Annotated in this window: 15 protein-coding genes; 1 reads left to right on the top strand and 14 read right to left on the bottom strand. The window is 50.7% G+C overall.

Annotation, left to right across the window (positions count from 1 at the left end; all coding sequences use genetic code 11):
• Positions 1-202: 202 nt before the first annotated feature.
• The 14 genes from AC4IE7_RS05325 to gspE all read right to left on the bottom strand — a co-directional run bounded on the left by AC4IE7_RS05325 (position 203) and on the right by gspE (position 12,893).
• Entirely contained in the window at positions 203-1,000 is a 798-nt protein-coding gene (locus AC4IE7_RS05325) for a GGDEF domain-containing protein (RefSeq protein ID WP_490775775.1), read from the bottom strand.
• 441 nt (positions 1,001-1,441) lie between these two features.
• The gene (locus tag AC4IE7_RS05330) at positions 1,442-1,912 is read right to left on the bottom strand and encodes a DUF2939 domain-containing protein (RefSeq protein ID WP_490775776.1); all 471 of its coding nucleotides are present in this window, start codon (positions 1,910-1,912) and stop codon (positions 1,442-1,444) included.
• 599 nt (positions 1,913-2,511) lie between these two features.
• Positions 2,512-2,787, bottom strand: coding sequence for an RNA-binding regulator (gene rbp, locus AC4IE7_RS05335; protein WP_490775777.1), 276 nt, complete (start codon positions 2,785-2,787; stop codon positions 2,512-2,514).
• A 193-nt stretch (positions 2,788-2,980) separates the two neighbouring features.
• Positions 2,981-4,891, bottom strand: coding sequence for an ATP-binding cassette domain-containing protein (locus tag AC4IE7_RS05340; protein WP_490775778.1), 1,911 nt, complete (start codon positions 4,889-4,891; stop codon positions 2,981-2,983).
• A gap of 3 nt (positions 4,892-4,894) precedes the next feature.
• Positions 4,895-5,371 carry a type II secretion system protein N gene (locus AC4IE7_RS05345; RefSeq protein ID WP_490775779.1) on the bottom strand — a complete coding sequence of 159 codons (477 nt, stop codon included), beginning with the start codon at positions 5,369-5,371 and terminating at the stop codon, positions 4,895-4,897.
• Positions 5,368-5,943, bottom strand: coding sequence for a type II secretion system protein GspM (gene gspM / locus AC4IE7_RS05350; protein WP_490775780.1), 576 nt, complete (start codon positions 5,941-5,943; stop codon positions 5,368-5,370). Before gspM ends, AC4IE7_RS05345 begins: the two co-directional genes overlap by 4 nt.
• Positions 5,940-6,980 (bottom strand): PilN domain-containing protein, encoded by a 1,041-nt coding sequence (locus tag AC4IE7_RS05355; RefSeq protein ID WP_490775790.1) that lies wholly within the window; start codon positions 6,978-6,980, stop codon positions 5,940-5,942. The genes gspM and AC4IE7_RS05355 overlap by 4 nt, the downstream gene beginning before the upstream one ends.
• Before the next feature lie 18 nt (positions 6,981-6,998).
• Positions 6,999-7,787, bottom strand: coding sequence for a type II secretion system minor pseudopilin (locus AC4IE7_RS05360; protein ID WP_490775781.1), 789 nt, complete (start codon positions 7,785-7,787; stop codon positions 6,999-7,001).
• Complete coding sequence (locus tag AC4IE7_RS05365; protein ID WP_490775782.1) at positions 7,784-8,497, bottom strand: prepilin-type N-terminal cleavage/methylation domain-containing protein; 714 nt, start codon at positions 8,495-8,497, stop codon at positions 7,784-7,786. Before AC4IE7_RS05365 ends, AC4IE7_RS05360 begins: the two co-directional genes overlap by 4 nt.
• Complete coding sequence (locus AC4IE7_RS05370; RefSeq protein WP_490775783.1) at positions 8,472-8,849, bottom strand: type IV pilus modification PilV family protein; 378 nt, start codon at positions 8,847-8,849, stop codon at positions 8,472-8,474. Before AC4IE7_RS05370 ends, AC4IE7_RS05365 begins: the two co-directional genes overlap by 26 nt.
• Entirely contained in the window at positions 8,839-9,288 is a 450-nt protein-coding gene (locus AC4IE7_RS05375) for a GspH/FimT family pseudopilin (RefSeq protein ID WP_490775784.1), read from the bottom strand. Before AC4IE7_RS05375 ends, AC4IE7_RS05370 begins: the two co-directional genes overlap by 11 nt.
• Before the next feature lie 3 nt (positions 9,289-9,291).
• Complete coding sequence (gspG, locus tag AC4IE7_RS05380; RefSeq protein WP_490775785.1) at positions 9,292-9,726, bottom strand: type II secretion system major pseudopilin GspG; 435 nt, start codon at positions 9,724-9,726, stop codon at positions 9,292-9,294.
• Positions 9,727-9,892: 166 nt separating this feature from the next.
• Positions 9,893-11,107 (bottom strand): type II secretion system F family protein, encoded by a 1,215-nt coding sequence (locus AC4IE7_RS05385; RefSeq protein ID WP_490775786.1) that lies wholly within the window; start codon positions 11,105-11,107, stop codon positions 9,893-9,895.
• A 61-nt stretch (positions 11,108-11,168) separates the two neighbouring features.
• Positions 11,169-12,893 (bottom strand): type II secretion system ATPase GspE, encoded by a 1,725-nt coding sequence (gene gspE, locus AC4IE7_RS05390; RefSeq protein WP_490775787.1) that lies wholly within the window; start codon positions 12,891-12,893, stop codon positions 11,169-11,171.
• A 917-nt stretch (positions 12,894-13,810) separates the two neighbouring features.
• Between gspE and AC4IE7_RS05395 the strand changes: the two genes are divergently transcribed.
• Positions 13,811-15,682, top strand: coding sequence for a polysaccharide biosynthesis protein (locus AC4IE7_RS05395; RefSeq protein ID WP_490775788.1), 1,872 nt, complete (start codon positions 13,811-13,813; stop codon positions 15,680-15,682).
• Positions 15,683-16,169: the final 487 nt, after the last annotated feature.

Genomic DNA, 16,169 nt, shown 5'->3' on the forward strand with positions numbered 1-16,169 from the left:
CGGTACACTGCGGAATCTAGGATTAAGCCTGCAGTACAAGCTGTACGTCCTTAATCCTCAACTCTGCCTGCCAGGCTACCTCATCATAGATTCTATACCTTTCAGCGAGTCTGGAAAGGGCTAGCCGCAAGGCCTGCCCCACGCCCCGCAGGAAGTACCCTTGGGGTGCAGGAGTGGCATAGAATCTATGACGAGGTGTATATCAGATCGATTCTATGGTGCGGGTAATCAAGCGCTGCGGATCATCACCTTTGCTCCATGCAGCAACCCCAATCTCCAATATGGGAAGTGGATCGTCACCCAGATCCTTCAAAGCGCCTTCCTGGCACTCCTGGACGATCTGTTGCAGCAAACTTTCCGCATCCTCTCTACTGGTTTCAGGCATAAGCAAAAGAAACAGCTGATCTTCAAATCGACCGATCACATCAGCCCATCTCAGCCTCTCACGTAGATATTGCGCCAAAACCAAAATAGAGTGATCTGTAAGCTTGGACCCTGCACCGTCGGGGTGAGTCAACCGCACAGCGGAAAGGGTCAACAGGTTACCGTAGCGACGACTGCGTGTGACCTGGGTATCCAGTGCCTGCAGTGTAGCCCGCCTGTTTGCCATACTGGTGAGTTCATCAGTGATGGTCAGATCCTCAACTTGTTTACGCAGCTCATCGCTTTCCCGCTGAGCTAAAACCTGCTGACTGATATCCTGATAGAAATGGAGTCTCAGGGGTTCTTGTGATCCATCATTTACCTGCCTCACCTCCCTGCGCAACCAACGTTCACCATCGCCATTGAGCGACAGGTGAAGCATATCTGTCTCGTCAAACAGCGCATGCAACCCTTCGGGAAGGGTATTTTTATCCTTGCCCACCAACTCATCAACCGAGAGGCTCAACATCTCTTCTAATGCAGGATTGATCCAGCGTATGCAGACTTCATCGTCAATTGCCAGCATCCCGGTTGGACATACGTCGAAAAGGGCTTGATTGAAACTGATTTCGGCCATCTTTCGATTCCCTAAATTCTCCTAAGTAGATGTGCTTGATCGCTATCTACTTTTATTATCGTACTCTATAGATTTTGAAGGCGGTAGAACCGTGCTTCAGCATCTAAGATCGGCCAATTTCACATTATCTTTAGCATTTTGACAGGCCCCAGGATCGAGTGGCTGCTCACGCTTGCCTGTGATAGTTGGCCAGCTAACAGACTTATCCTTAAATCATCCCTTAATTCCTTTTATAATCAATCTGTTACACCGTCAATCCAGGCTAATCACTGAGCAGTGGTGCGGCGTAAACATGTCACACTGTAGTTACAGCAAACAGTTCAACTCTGTAGGGTATTTTAGCGACCTGCTTAGACCCATTTCATCCCTGATCAATTGAGCTTTATGCGATTATGACCCGCTATGTACCTCGTCATAGATTCTGTACCATTCAGAGCCGCCTCAATTATAAACTGCTGTGATACGCCAGTTGCTACCTTGCAGACTCAAATGAACATGTACAGGTTTTTCACCCAATTCACCAATTCGCAGCAGCAATCTGTCGGGACCGTCAAAAAAAGCGTAGCTTAACTGATCATAGATACCACCCTGGTCAGTGGTACGGTTATGAGAGCGCAATTGCCTGATCACCCAATTGAGATCCACCATCTCTTCCACTGCGTTGGCACCTAAGCGTTGAATGCCACTCTGCAGCCAATCAATAAATCCGTTTGATACATCTCCAATGTTGCTTTCAACATTCTTATTCAGTTTTCGCTTGATCTGTTCCCTCACTGCTTCAACATCAATCATTTCACTGAGTGTTTGATGATCATCCTCTACCAGCGCCTGCTCCAATCGGTAAACTGCACTATATGGCCATATCAGAAAGGCCGCGAAAATCAAAATAATTGAGACAACTAAAGTTTTCATCTTTGCACTAATCCAAACCAACCCATTCGATCAACTTAAACTTAGAATCCGCAGTTGAACATGTATTTGTGGGAAATCTCGGTGTGCCCGGCAAGGCGTCGTTTGCAGTTAATGGTTATTCCCTTAACAAGAACGACAACGCAGCAGGGCGCGCTGAGGTTTTTCACAAATACTTTTAGCGTTCGTGGCTTCACCCAATAGCTGTGTATAAATACCATAAATTGATATGGCATTTCATTACCTTACGATAGATATCAGCGGTCAATTGCGGAATCTAGGTTTAGTATACCGCATAGACAAATCCTTCTGGTAAGTGATCACACTAGGAAAGAGAAAATATGACACTTTGGAGAAAATGGCCGGTAGCCCTGAGTGAATAAATAAGAGCTGAAAAAACTGATCTGAGAATCAGCTTCTCCACTCAACATTCCAACGCAGGGGTAGATGAGAATAAAAACAGGCGTACAAACACCCCTATAGCAAAGCTAAAAGCACTTTGCCCAGTTACCAGACCAAGTGACAGCTATTGAAGAATCAATAGCTGTCACTTGTTTAATTAAGAGTTTCGGTCTGGGTCAGCAGATAGGCGAGAAACTCAATCAGTGTCTTTGATGACTGCGTTGTGGACGCTCTTCACGAGGCTTTGCCTCATTAACACGCAGATTGCGCCCCTCTACATCTTTTTCATTCAGTGATTGAATTGCAGATTCAGCATGATCTGAATTTGGCATCTCTACAAAACCAAAGCCTCTGGACCGACCGGAAAACTTATCCATTATTACATTCGCAGCAGATACATCGCCAAACTCTGAGAACATATTTCTCAGATCGTCATCCTTAACACTCCAGGGCAGATTTCCTACATAGATGTTCATCGTCATCTCTCAATAAAGCGCATGTATTAAAAAATCTACGCACACTATTCGTCCCATGCACTAAAACAAAAGATGCGCTTGGTCAGTCACTGACCTGGCTTGTTGAGAATCGAAAATTCGACAACAAAACCTTTCCCTTCAAACCAACCTGACACTTAAAAGATGATGCTCGTGCCTGGGTGATATCAATACTTTAAACTTTTTTATCACTTTGTACAGCTTCAAGTTGCTCGCTGATTTCCAGCCACTGTTCTTCACAATCGTTCAATTGCCGATCAACTCGGCTCTTTTTGTTAAGCAGGTCTTTTAACTCCTCCTTGCGACCAGAATCATACAACGAACTATCACTCAGTAATATTTCCATATCCTTTTGCTTCTGTTGCAAATCCTCGATCTGTTTCTCATGTTTCCCAAGGGCCTGCCTGAGTGGTTGTAAGCGTTTGCGCTGCTCCGCTTCAAGACGCTTGCGCTCTTTTCTGGATGCGGAGGAGTGTTCACTTGGCGGCACCTCCTCACTGCGACAGCTGACCTCCTTTCGCTGAGCACTTAACCAGGCAGGATAGGCATCCAGATCACCCTCGAAATGGCCCACCCTTTTATTGTGTACTAACCACAATTCATCTGTTGTGATGCGCAATAGATGACGATCATGTGAAACAATAACCATGGCACCCTGAAAAGTCTGTAAAGCTTGCCCAACAGCATGCCGCATCTCCAGATCGAGATGATTAGTCGGTTCATCCAGCAGCAGCAGATTGGGTTTTTGGTAGACAAGCAGCGCCAATACCAGACGCGCTTTTTCTCCACCGGAAAAAGGGGCTACCTTGTCAAGCGCCTGATCCCCATGAAATCCGAAGCCCCCCAGATGATTGCGTAGTGACTGCTCTGTTGCCAATGGATCCAGGCGTTGCAGATGCAACAGTGGCGTGGCTTCGGCATCCAGCTGTTCCAGTTGATGCTGTGCGAAGTAGCCAATGCGTAACTCCTGTGCCGGTTCGTAGCCTCCGGAAAGTGGACTTAGCTCGCCGGCCATAATTTTGATCAGCGTTGATTTGCCGGCACCATTCGGGCCCAGCAAGCCAATTCGATCTCCCGGTTCAAGATTGAGAGAGACATTTTCTATAATTCTCTCTCCGCTATAACCACCATCGAGCTGGTTGAGCTTGAGTAGCGGGTGAGGATTCTTCTCTGGTTCTGGAAAGTCAAAATGGAATGGCGAGTCCACATGTGCCGGACCGATCACCACCATTCGCTGCAGCGCCTTAAGTCGGCTCTGGGCCTGCTTTGCCTTAGTGGCTTTGGCACGAAAGCGGTTCACATAACTCTCGATATGAGCGATTTCCCGCTGCTGCTTCTCATAGGCCTGCTGCTGGTTGGCAAGACGAGCAGCGCGAATCTGTTCAAAACCGCTGTAATTACCGCTATAGAGCTCTGCCTGTTGCTGTTCCAGATGGACAATATGGTCAGTTACCTGATCGAGAAAATCACGATCATGGGAAATCATCAGCAAGGTACCCTGATAGCTCCGCAACCAGGTTTCCAGCCAGATAACCGCATCCAGATCCAAATGGTTTGTCGGTTCATCGAGAAGCAGTAGATCTGAACGGCACATCAGCGCTTGGGCCAGATTGAGCCGAATCCGCCAACCACCTGAAAAGTGGCTGACTGGTCGATCCAGGTCGTCACTGGAAAAACCTAAGCCATACATCAACTCACCGGCTCTTGCTTTTACCCGATAGCCATCTGCACTATGTAATGCATCATGAAGCCGGGCTACGGCTACACCATCACTCCTTGCCTCAGCCTCCCCTAACTCATGCTCAATGGCTCGCAGAGCAGCGTCTCCATCGATAACGTAATCGATTGCGCTACGGGAGAGGGCCGGCGTCTCTTGGGCAACATGAGCAATCTCCAGACCTGGTGGTTGATTCAAGTCTCCGTGATCTGCCTGTAATTCTCCAAGAATCAGGCTGAAAAGACTCGATTTTCCGGTGCCATTACCACCTGTGATGCCGACTTTCCAACCAGCGTGCAGGATGAACTCAGCAGCTTCAAAGAGCAGCTTGTTTCCACGTCTCAATGCGAGTTGGTTAAAACGCAGCATGATTCAAAATTTTCGCAGTTGAATCTTTTCAAGCTGCTCTTCCCAGCTCAACATGACATACCCGGAATCGATCTCTTCTATTTTCCAGCTACCAAGTTCATCACCAACATGCAGAATGCGACTTTTCTTGCTTTTTTCGACGAAAACCATCGCTGAAGGGGGTTCACTTTCGGTCAGTATGATCCCCAATAATCGAATTTTAGGCAGTGGTGGCCGCGAACGCTGATCCGGCTGCTCATTCACCTGCTGTTGAAACCCTTTTCGATCGGAGCGAAACAGGGTTTGCTCAGCAATCACCAGATAGGCTTCTGCTTCCTGCCTTAAAACCTGATGCTCCGTCGCGTTGACAGGCTTCTGGCCTGACTCACCCTCAGCTGCCACTACATCCACTGCGCGGTCATACCTCTCAGGCCAAGTGATCCATTCATATGCGATCACTCCGATCAACAGCAACAAAATGGCAATCGCCGCTTTTTTCATGATGCCTCTTTCCAAAAGTAGCCGTAGACATCAAAACGAATATCCAACAGCTCGGCACTATCCGGTTTGATTTTCACTGGAGCTGAAATCGACAGCTTTTCAAAAAAAAGCAGGGGCTTCCTCGCCTCTAGGAGTTGTATCATCTTCTGCAAGGCGTAACTCTCTCCTTGCGCGCGTACTCTGACAATAATTTTTTCGGCACTTTCATCTTCATCTTGTGGCTCTTGTACCAATTGGGTACTTAGCACCACACCTCCAGCTGTGGCAATCAGCTCTTTGATCTGCTGCTGCAGTTCGGCGTAGGCTACTCCAGGTGCATCACCTGTCAGATAGTTTTGTTGGATCAGGGTTTGCAGCTTGGATGAATCGAGTTCAGATTGTGCCAACTGTTTGCGCTCAGCGACACGTAGATAGTGTGCTGTCCGATGACGAGCATCCTCAGCCGCCTCCTGGTAGCCACTCAACAGGTTGCTCCAAATCATAAACAGGCTAAAGCCCACAAGCAGCAGTAGAACCAGGGTACCAAGCAATACCAGATCGCACTGTTTTTTTGACCATACGGGAGGGGTCACTTCAGCTGCTCCTGACTCAGTTTCATCGCAAGGTCGAACTTCTCCTTACCAGATCTTCGATCCCTCACCACCGGCGACTTAAAACGCACCGATTCGAACCAGGGGGAAGCCTCAAGCAAGGCAATCAATTCAGATGCCTGGTCTGATAATCCGGTGACCACTAAATTCTCTGATGCAACATTGACACGCTGTAGCCAACTGCCAGGGGGAATCAGGCGGGTCAACTCCAGCAACAGATCTGACATCGCCAGGTACTCCTGCTTTTGTGCCGAAACCATTCCGACAGCTTGTCTTCGCTGCGAAAGCTTCTCTTCAATTTTCATACTTTCTGTTGCTTGCTCACGAGCGGTTTGCATCTTCTGCTGCAGATCGATAGCAATTTGCCGCTGTTGCCAAACCATACTGCCCATGGCGACAATGAAAAGTGCAGCGACAGCGGCCCATAAGAACGTGCTAACCCCAGTGCGAGACTGAGTCATGCCTGCTTCTCGAGACTTCAATGTCAGGGGTTGAGACTCCCCGGTCAAAGTTACTTTTTCGACGGCTATGCCGAGTTCAGAGAGTAGCTGGTACCAGGGATCGAGCCTGCTCTTCTGGGCGACAATCAGGCATCCCTCCAGCCAGCCCCCTTTTTCGTTCTGTTCCATTGGCGTGAAATGAAAGTAGACCTCGTCGGCTTCGAAGGGTGAGAGGCGATCCATCTCGTAACCAACCACATTCACTAGATTTCGTTTTGCTGCCAGTGGCAAACGAACCTGACGAATCAGTAGCAACTGATGATCAATTTCAATCTCTATGCTGGGGTCGCTATTTTCAAAGTAACGATGCACAAATGCTTTCAGACGACTGAGATCCTGCTGCGGAGAGTCAAGCTCAATCGAAGCGCCACTCTGGGGGGAGATAAAGTTGGCTGAATTTTCAGCTATTATGAGCCGACCACTGTTTTGCGCCACCATGCCCAGACGTGCTGCAAGGCAAGCTTTAACGGGATCGATGAACTGATCCTGTAAGCTCCTGATAAACTCCTGCCCAGCCACTTCCAACAAGCTATTGCCTCACTCTTCAATTAACGACCAAGCGGCCGACGAAACCCCATAGTCTATCGTAACCAGCCTTAGTCTGTCCTTAGATTGCCTGACCAGCGCTTCAGCGTAATAGGGCTGCTTGTCTGTTGCTATTGTTACTAACACCCAAATTCCATTTTTGGCAGCAGTCCCAAGCGAAGTCCCAAAGCCACCTGACAAGGGTGATGCTTTTTGACGAGGCCCTGACCTGCCGACTGTCAGATAAGGCAACATTCTTGTTTTCAGATCAGCATCGATTCCCAACACCAAGCCAAGCTCATCAACCGTTGTGAACGGTGCATCTTTGGCCCCATAGGCTTTACCTGCCTCCCGGTAATCGTCATCTTCAGCGCCATTGAGCCGATGCAGGGAGTCTCTATCACGCCAATCGAGGATCGCATCAATCAATGACTCATGCAGATCGGGATCGACCTCCAGCTCTTCGAGTAAGGCCCTTAGCTGCTGCGCTGTGGCACGATTCAGATCGATCAGCTCGCTCTCTTTCAGGAGTCGGATCTCCATATCGACACCATTGAATTGCCACTCATAAGGCTCCCCATCGGAGTTCCAGGCCATCTCAACATCACGATCGTAACCGCGAGCAGCCCCATAATAGAAAGCCGCATCTGCCACTGCCCGGAAACGGGTTTGATCAAGTTGATTGTGAGCCAGGGTCGACTCTGTATGTACGGTGGAGGAGACTGCAGAAACAATCACCAGCAGCAGAACCAGCATCCAAAGCACCAGTACTAACACCACACCCTGTTGACCCCCCTTCATCCCTGGGCTGCCCGAACAGTGATGGTCAGCGGTGGTGTGACCCTGTTTTTATAATGGAGGCGGATGCGGATCATCCGGGGCAGCTTTTCGCTATCCTGCCATTCACGATGCCACTCATCAGGAATTCCGCGTTGAAGTGAGCCATAGTAGGCTAACTCCACCTCAGTCAGGCCGCGAAGCAGAAGGTGCTCGCTATAGCGTATTGTGGCAACATCCTGGTCAGCAGGTGTCCACTCACTGGCCAGTGATGCGCGCCAATCCCTGCCGGCTTCCGGCTCCTCTTCGAGCACTTCAGGGTGATAGAGCCAACGCTTCAGTAGTAGTAGCTTCTCTTCCTCTTTACCTAACAACTCCAGACGAAACAGGGAGGCGCCACCAGGCCCAGCTTGTGCGGCGGTGGGCCCTACCCATCGCAAAAGATCCTCGGAACCAAAAAAGAGCGGTTCAAGCCCCTCTTCTGTTGCCAACGTTTCATTGTACATACCACTAATGCTGCGCTGCAGAAAGTCAAAGGCTAATCTCTGGTTCGATTGGCGCTCACTGGTGGCGGCTGTGGTTTGCCAGCTGCGCCGCCCCAGATCCAGCCCTGAAAATAGCAGCACCATGATCAGACTCATCAGCACCAAGGCAATAATCAGCTCCACCAGGGTGAAACCGTGACTGCGTCTGATCCTGTAGTGCCTGTCAGTAACGCAAGGTCGATAACACATAGCGCCTGCCAGATCCGACCTCTCCCCAGGAGATCTCTGCGGTAACAATAAACGAGGCCCCTTTGAGGTAACCATTTTCCATTGGGTTTTCTTCAACATTGAGGTGCCAGTGATAGCCATCCTCAGACTGACCCTCCAGACTGGAGACCTGCAACGGCTCAGTCACACCGACCTCTGAGATAAGTGATTCTGCCAGAGTGGCAGCTTGGGAGTGTTGTGAAGCGACAACCAGACCCCGACTGTTACTGGAGAGGGTTTTCATCATCACCCCCAGAGTTAGCGCCAAAAGTGTGAACGCCACAAGAACCTCAAGCAGAGAGAAGCCCTTTTGTCGGCTGCTATTAATGAACAAGTGAGACCCTGCCAGTGAGCCAGTCCACATCGATCTGATGGGCTTTTCCTGCAGCTGAAAGCGTGACTCGCCCTCCACTGGAACTGCCATCGGGGAAAAAACGGATGCCGCCCTGCCGATCCCCTTCCCCTTCGTCACTGGCACCGACTATCTTTAAGTCAGCCCCCTGGGGTAGTTCGTAGATCCTCTCACGGGGGGAGATGGTGTAGTGCTTTTGCTCCAGATCGAGCACGAACAGACCCTGCTTACCCTGAGCAACGGACCAACCTCTCAGGAAACGCATCGCTGAAGCCATCTCCTGACTCGCCCCTTTGAGCTTTACCCCTGGTAAGACCCGACTAATTACCGGGGGAACCAGAGCCACAAGGGCACCGGCAATAACCAGAACAATAATCAGCTCCAGTAGCGTGAAGCCGGATGATTTGGTAGGCACAGCCACCCATCACTCCCAACTGTTGATGTCCCGGGCTTCACCCTCACCACCCTCTACACCATCTGAACCCAGGGAGTAGAGATCAAAGTCGCTATGTTCACCAGGATAGCGATAGAGATAGTCAGCACCCCAAGGATCTTTCGGCAGTCTCGGCTTCTTTAAATAGGGGCCGTTCCAGTTATCCAAGCCATCTACTCGTTGCACCAATGCGATCAACCCCTGCTCACTACGAGGGTAGTTACCTGTATCGAGGCGATAGATATCGAGGGCTGCTGAGAGTTCTTCAAGCTGTACCCGGGCAGTTTTGCTCTTCGACTCGCCGAGCGCACTCATCACCCTGGGCCCCACCAGACCTGCCAGCATGGCCAAAATCGCCATAACAACCAGCAATTCGATCAGGGTAAAACCTCGTTGTGAGGCACGATGGCTATAGACATTCATCATTCAGCATCTCTTTTGTTTTATGGACGATATCGGGTTTACCTGAATGGCACGCAGTTGCCAGTCAGATTTAAAATATATGGCCTGTTTTTCCGCCATGATTGGTGGGGCAGGCCCCACCCTACACTCTGAACCAGCGGGTATTCAAATCATCAGCCATTTACATAGTTCAGAAAGCCAGATCGTTGACACTCAGCATGGCCAGTAGAATGGAGATGATAATACCAGCAACAACCAACCCCAATCCAACAATCAGAATCGGCTCCACCAGGGTAAGCATACGCTGTACTGACTCTCGCACTTCTCGATCATAGACATCGGCTACATCAGCCAACATGGCATCGATTTCGCCGGACTCCTCGCCAACCTGCAGCATTCGTATTGCCAGCTCAGGCAGCAGCTTCTGTTCGATCAATGGTGCCGACAAGCCTCTTCCCTGCTTCAGCTGCTGTGCCGCCTGCTCGATACCCTGAGCAATATAGCTATTGTTCAAAACCTCCTGCGAGAGCTTTACTGCGTTCAGCAGGGTCAAGCCATTATGTAGCAAAGAGGCCATGGTTCTCGACAGACGGGCTGTTTCAACTTTCAGTAGCAGGTCTCCCAACAGAGGCAGGCTCAGCAACCAACGATCCCAGCGGTATTGGTGATCTCCCTTCTCAATCCAGATGCGAAACAGGGCAATGCCGAGAAAGATCGTTGTAAGCAACAGCCACCAATAGTTGGTCAGAAAGTCTCCTGCTGAAAGTATGATCTGAGTGGCCACAGGGAGTTCCCTGCCCATATCCTCAAACATCTGACTGAACTGGGGAACCACGAATACAAGCAGCACCATCACAGAGATCGTTGCAACCACCAGTAGTATGGTGGGATAGATGAGTGCCGAACGCACACTCTCGCGTAGTGCCTGGGATCGCTCCATGTAGTCTGTGATGCGCTCCAGCGCCTCACTCAACATGCCGCCAGCCTCTCCCGCTTTGATCATGCTTACAAACAGTCTTGGAAATATATCCCGCTGCTTTTCCAGTGCCCGGGAAAAGGTTGCGCCACCTTTTATCGCATCATTCAGATCATCGATTAAGGCGCTCATGCTCTCATCACTGTTCAACCTCGCCATCAATGACAATGCACCCTCCAGGGGCATACCCGCTTTGAGCAGGGTTGCCAACTCTTTGGCAAAGGCAAGAATCTGTTTGCGGCCGACTTTTTTCTTACCACCACTTCGGTAGCCCAGTAGTCCACGAAGGCCCGTAACCCGTTTCACCTGCAGTGGGACCAGTTGTTCCCGCTGAAGCTCAATGATCACCTGACGGCTGTCTTCTGCCTCCATTTCACCTTGCAGAGTCTCCCCGGAAGCATTACTGGCTCGATAGCTGAATAGCGCCATATCCTAGGGCCTTTCCAAAACCTGTTGGGAAAATCGTCTGCTATGGGACACTACACAAGGATTAGGCATCTTCTTCACTGACCCGCATCAACTCTTCATAGGAGGTCAACCCCCGCAACACTTTCGCAAGTCCATCACGATACATGGTATCCATGCCCTCTTTCATACCCTGTTGTTGAATGGTAGTAGCGGTGGCACGCTGAGTTACAAGATGACGAACCGATTCGCTGATCAGCAGTACTTCGGCGATATTCATTCGTCCGCTGTAGCCGGTGTGTGCGCAATCTTCACAGCCCTGGGGTCGATAGAGGGTGACTGGCTCCTGTTCTGACACCAGACCTGCCTGAATAAACCGACGACTGAGGGTCTCATCGGCAGTGTATGACTGCTTGCATGAGGGGCAGAGTCGCCTCGCCAGTCGCTGAGCAACAATGGCATTCACTGTGGAGGCGAGCAGATAGGGTTCGACCCCCATATCCAACAGACGGCTGACTGTACCTGCTGCATCATTGGTATGCAGTGTGGACAGCACCAGATGGCCGGTCAGGGCAGCCTGCACAGCAATTCGCACCGTTTCAGCATCACGCATCTCACCCACCATGATGATATCCGGATCCTGGCGCACGATGGCACGCAAAGCATTGGCGAAATCCATACCCACCTGGGGTTTCACCTGGATCTGATTGATCCCCTCCAGTTTGTACTCCACCGGATCTTCAACGGTGATAATTTTTACCCCCGGCCGGTTGAGCTGACTGAGGGCGGTGTAGAGGGTGGTGCTCTTGCCGCTACCGGTTGGGCCGGTCACCAGGATGATGCCATTCGGCTGTTGCAGAGATTGCTGCAGTCGGGTCAGGGAAGTGTCGCCGAATCCCAGGCTGTCAAACTCGAAACTTATACTCTTTTTGTTGAGTAGCCGGATGACCAGGCTTTCACCATAGAGTGTGGGTACGGTGGAGACACGCAACTCAAGTTCATTGCCCTGGATCTTGAGTGAAATCCGACCATCCTGTGGCACTCGCTGCTCGGCGATATTGAGCTTTGCCATAATCTTGATTCTGGAGATGATCGCCGCTGTGGAGTGTGCAGGAGGGGACTCTGCCTCAGACAGAATGCCGTCGATGCGATAGCGCACCATCAGCGTATCTTCAAATGGCTCGATATGGATATCTGAAGCATCGGCCTCGACGGCCCGTTGCAGAATGTGGTTCACCAGGCGAATGATTGGCGCTTCACTGGCCAGATCCTTCAAGTGCTCGATACTCTCTTCCAGCTCCTGCTCATCGTCCAGATCGTCGACAATCTCCCCCATGGCACTGCGACCAGCACCATAGACCCGCTCCAGGGCGGACTCGATCTCAGATAGCCGCCCTACTTTGAGGCTCACAGGGCCGCCCATCACCAAACCCAGAGCGCTTGCGATGCAGCTCTGTCCTGGATCGGCAACAGCAACCACCAGCCTCTCATCCTGCAGCGCCAATGGCATCGCTTTCATCTCTTTCAGAAACCGAAAGGTAATGGGCTGGTCGTGCACCGGTTCGTCTGGATACTCAGCACTGTCTGTCACCGCAGCCAAGCCATAATGGTCTGACATTGTCTGCACCAGTTCTGTCTCAGAGATCAAACCCAGATGCACCAGGGTCTCGGCTTCGCTCTCACCGGTCTCTTTGGCAAAATTCTCGGCTTTGGAGATATCCTGGGCAGTCAGACGGCCAAATTCCTTGAGATGCGCAAACACACCAGCAGGGACTAAATCTTTACTCTGACTGATTCCAGGTTGAGGCATTTCTACTCTGTCTGTTGGTTCCGTGGGTCGGGTTTGGGTAACCCACTCTGCAAACGCTTAATGATAACCTACAGCGACTGCTTTAGCAGAATATAGTTTAGCGCTCTATCAGGGCCTGATAACACTATCCGTTCCCTGTGGTGGGTGTCGCAAAAGTCGTATGGTCCCACTAAAAAGCCATGTTGAATCGTAGGGTGCTGCCCTGCCGCACCATCAGGGTGAGAATTCTCCAAAAATCCCAGATAGTTTGTTCATTCCCAGCAGTTTCTCTAAACCGACTCATCAGGTGGTTTTATTAACCCGGCGACTAAGTATGTTGTCTTCAGCCGAAGTGTGCCTGCCTACAGCAAGTTTAGATAACGCAGTCTGCAGGCAGGTACACTTCGGCCTCTCTTTTAAAAATCATATTGTTAGGGGTTTCAAGCCTGCCCTTGCTAGGTGTTGTGGCTCTTGACAAGGGAACAACCATGACCTGCACCCCAAGGTCACTTCCTGCGGAGCGCGAGCCGCGTCTTGATCAAGGGCAGGCTTGAAACCCTGAAGACGACATACTTAGTCGCCGGGTTAATAGTTGGGCATGGTGCGGCAGGGCCGCACCCTACGCTCGAATTCAATCCGGAGCTTTGCGTTGCCACTCCACTTCGAGTCCGCTGTCATGTTCGGAAAGACCGGAAGGCCAGAAACGTGCGAGGAGATGCGGTCTTTTGTACTCAAAATCTATTTTCGAATATACGCAACTTGCTTTTATAACACCCACCATTGAGAGCGATAGTAGACAAAACGGCTGATTCAATCGCAGCAAATCCTGGTGGGTACGTCAGTTTATTCCCTTGCCCATCCTACCTGGGGGTGGAATGGGTTAGAATGGCCGGCTATTCATCCAGCCAACAGCAAATGAGGGGCCCAGGAGTGCTTGCATGAGCAAACAGATCTTACCGCGTCATTTACGTTCCCAGGGGGTAGCCCTGGCCCATGACGTGCTGATGGTGCCCTTTGCCTGGTTCCTGGCGTTCTGGTTTCGCTACAACCTGGAGGTGGTGCCGGTCTCCTTTTATGCAGACGCGTTGCAGGCCTTATTGTTTATCCTGCCGGTGCAACTCGCGGCCTTTCTACTGTTTGGTCTCTATCGTGGGATCTGGCGCTTCGCTTCACTGCCGGACATCATGCGCATTCTCAAAGCGGTACTGGTCGGTACCGTGGTCGGTGTAGCGTTACTGTTTGTATTCACCCGCGCTGGTGGCGTTCCTCGATCTGTTCCTGTGATTTACGCGATTCTGCTGGTGATGTTTTTAAGTGGTCCCCGTCTGATCTACCGCCTGCTCAAAGACAGACACCTGGATCTCGCACCAGGAAAGCGGGTACTGATTGTCGGATCAGGTAAAGCTGGTGAGATGCTGGCCAGGGATATTTTACGCAATCGCAGAGGTGATTTTCGCCCAGTCGCTTTCATCGATGACAAACAGCGGCGTCAGGGACGGGAGATTCACGGATTACCCGTAGCCGGTACCAGTGAGGACATTCCTGAACTCTGTGAAGAGTTCGGCATCGATGTCATCATGCTCGCCATTCCCTCTGCATCCTCCAGCCAGATGCGCCGGGTAGTGGAGTACTGTGAAGCCTCAGGCGTGCCCTTCCGCTCGGTGCCACAACTGAATGATCTTATGTCGGGCAATGTTCAGATCAACCACCTGCGGCACGTCTCAATTGAGGATCTTCTAGGTCGGAATCCGATCTCTCTCGATTGGCAAGCCATTGGTACCACTCTTGCCGACAAGACCATTCTGGTTACCGGTGCAGGCGGATCCATCGGTTCGGAACTCTGTAGGCAGCTGGCGAATCTGAAACCTGCCAAACTGGTATTGCTGGAGAACAGTGAATTCAATCTCTACTCCATTGAGATGGAGCTGCTGAAGGCGTTTCCGCAACTGACCCTGGAGTGCCATCTGGGAGATGTCACTGACCAGACCTATGTCGATCGCCTGTTCGATCAGCATCGCCCGGAAGTTGTCTTCCACGCGGCTGCTTACAAGCATGTTCCAATGCTTGAAAATCGTATCCGCCAGGCGGTACGAAACAATGTACTCGGCACCAGAACAGTTGCCCAGTCGGCAGACCGCCACGGTTGTGGTGTATTCGTCCTTGTCTCTACCGATAAAGCGGTCAATCCGGCAAATGTGATGGGCGCCAGTAAACGCGCCGCCGAGATCTTTTGTCAGAATCTCAACGCTCACTCCACTACTCGTTTTATCACTGTCCGCTTTGGCAACGTACTTGGCTCGGCGGGTAGTGTCATTCCCCTGTTTCGCAAACAGATCGAGGATGGCGGGCCGGTTACCGTTACCGATCCCCGTATGGAACGCTATTTCATGACCATACCCGAGGCCTGCCAGTTGATCATGCAGACGGTGGTGATGGGAGAAGGGGGTGAGATCTTTGTACTCGATATGGGTGAGCCGATTAAAATCAGCTATCTGGCCGAACAGATGATTCATCTCTCCGGACGTACGCTGGGCAGTGATATAGAGATAGAATATATCGGCTTAAGGCCAGGCGAGAAACTCTATGAAGAGCTGTTTCATGAGAAAGAGCAGCTTGAGAAAACCGGTCATAAAAAAGTGTTGCTGGCACATCATCGTCAGGTCGACTGGGAGTGGCTGTCACAGATCATGCACGAGATGACCGAAGCGAGTGACTCGATCGATAGTGAACGACTACGATATCTGCTCAATCAGCTTGTACCTGAGCATGAAAATAAACAGCAGATCAGTTCAAATGAAGTTAACGCTTAACTTTAATCTTCAGCTCTCCCCATAGGCAGGTAAAAATTCACCGACTACCCTCCATACTCAGCTAGAGTGTCTAAACCTTGATATGGTCATGGATTGAACGTGCAGAGGCTGTTCATTCAAATTAGAAATACCACCTTTCAAGCAAGCCTGATGGTGCCCAAAAGCCCATAAGCCCATAAGCCCATAAGCCCATAAGCCCATAAGCACTCTTCCTTAACAGACGCTGTCGCAAAATTCGTAGGGTGGGGCCATGCCCCACCATATAAGCTGGGAAATAGTAATAAGTTGCAGAAATTTTCATTCAAAATCTTGAGTGATCATCCGCTATTTGTCTGCTTCCAACCCCTCTTGGTGGGGCATGGCCCCACCCTACCGTACGCATTTGCTTAGGGTGCGCCCTGCCCCATTAACCCTGAAGCACGCTTACAAACACTCTCCGTGTCGCAAAAACCGTAGGGTGGGGCCATGCCCCACCATATAAGCTGGG

The sequence above is a fragment of the Candidatus Thiodiazotropha sp. AKAK3 genome (assembly GCF_058244645.1).

Bases quoted from the DNA above. Each gene is read 5' to 3' on its own strand.
- AC4IE7_RS05365 (WP_490775782.1), bottom strand. From the start codon at position 8,497: ATGTGTTATCGACCTTGCGTTACTGACAGGCACTACAGGATCAGACGC.
- AC4IE7_RS05360 (WP_490775781.1), bottom strand. From the start codon at position 7,787: ATGAAGGGGGGTCAACAGGGTGTGGTGTTAGTACTGGTGCTTTGGATG.
- AC4IE7_RS05345 (WP_490775779.1), bottom strand. From the start codon at position 5,371: ATGAAAAAAGCGGCGATTGCCATTTTGTTGCTGTTGATCGGAGTGATC.
- AC4IE7_RS05330 (WP_490775776.1), bottom strand. From the start codon at position 1,912: ATGAAAACTTTAGTTGTCTCAATTATTTTGATTTTCGCGGCCTTTCTG.
- gspG (WP_490775785.1), bottom strand. From the start codon at position 9,726: ATGATGAATGTCTATAGCCATCGTGCCTCACAACGAGGTTTTACCCTG.
- AC4IE7_RS05340 (WP_490775778.1), bottom strand. From the start codon at position 4,891: ATGCTGCGTTTTAACCAACTCGCATTGAGACGTGGAAACAAGCTGCTC.
- AC4IE7_RS05385 (WP_490775786.1), bottom strand. From the start codon at position 11,107: ATGGCGCTATTCAGCTATCGAGCCAGTAATGCTTCCGGGGAGACTCTG.
- gspE (WP_490775787.1), bottom strand. From the start codon at position 12,893: ATGCCTCAACCTGGAATCAGTCAGAGTAAAGATTTAGTCCCTGCTGGT.
- AC4IE7_RS05325 (WP_490775775.1), bottom strand. From the start codon at position 1,000: ATGGCCGAAATCAGTTTCAATCAAGCCCTTTTCGACGTATGTCCAACC.
- AC4IE7_RS05395 (WP_490775788.1), top strand. From the start codon at position 13,811: ATGAGCAAACAGATCTTACCGCGTCATTTACGTTCCCAGGGGGTAGCC.
- rbp (WP_490775777.1), bottom strand. From the start codon at position 2,787: ATGAACATCTATGTAGGAAATCTGCCCTGGAGTGTTAAGGATGACGAT.